Genomic DNA, 726 nt, shown 5'->3' with positions numbered 1-726 from the left:
TCCTCCTTCAATTCCCACTATTTCCATGTCCTTTTCCCTCTTGGCTTTCAAAAATCTGTCATGTTGGGTTGAAAGGGGGTTGCGCGTGGGGTCGGGTGGTCATAGATAGCGGTCATCGGCGGGCGGGCACTTCGGTGTTAGCCAGCCACCTGACAGCGGCGTTTGATTAGCCCCTTGTTTCAAGGGGTTGAGCATTTGTTGCGGTGAGGTTTTGTTTTCGGGTTGCTGGATTTGTTCTGGCGGGACGGAAACAAAGGGATTGACGGGGACTTTCGAGAGGCTCATAAGCCGCCCCTGTCGCCGACGACGTCTCTTTCGGGAGCTGTTGCCGACCTCGAAAAAGCACTGGTTGGGGCCCTGGTAAAGCGGGGACTTGAGCAGTGTCGCTCTTTCTCATTGTAGGTTGAATGAAGGGACATGTGGGCGGCGGTCCACGGTCCGGGCAATTTAGGGTCCGGTAATCGTGGTTAAACGCTGCTTATATGTCCTCTAAACGTTACCACATAGTACCATCGATTTCGGATTTGGACGCAAGTTCAGGTTCGGGCTCGAATTGCTAGTTGAACGTTGTGCAGACAGATAAGCTCCTAAAGCGGGCCTTTTGTTCTGGTTGGCTTCGGCTGGCTGGGGTGATTGGTTCGAACATGAACTTGAGAGTTTGATCCTGGCTCAGAATGAACGCTGGCGGCATGCCTAACACATGCAAGTCGAACGAGATCATGGCTT

At 52.9% G+C, this 726-nt stretch carries 1 protein-coding gene and 1 rRNA gene; one reads left to right on the top strand and one right to left on the bottom strand.

From position 1 onward, the window contains the following. Window positions 1-99 precede the first annotated feature (99 nt). Window positions 100-285, bottom strand: a complete 186-nt coding sequence (locus IEW98_RS16045) for a hypothetical protein (protein ID WP_188764533.1) — start codon at window positions 283-285, stop codon at window positions 100-102. 361 nt (window positions 286-646) lie between these two features. Here IEW98_RS16045 and IEW98_RS16040 point away from each other — a divergent pair. Next, a 16S ribosomal RNA gene (locus IEW98_RS16040) occupies window positions 647-726 on the top strand; the annotation flags it as partial.

The sequence above is a fragment of the Sandarakinorhabdus glacialis genome (assembly GCF_014643455.1).
GTDB classification, from domain to species: Bacteria; Pseudomonadota; Alphaproteobacteria; order Sphingomonadales; family Sphingomonadaceae; genus Sandarakinorhabdus; species Sandarakinorhabdus glacialis.
Note: the sequence above shows the minus strand (reverse complement) of the source record. Positions and strands in the feature narration are given on the sequence as shown.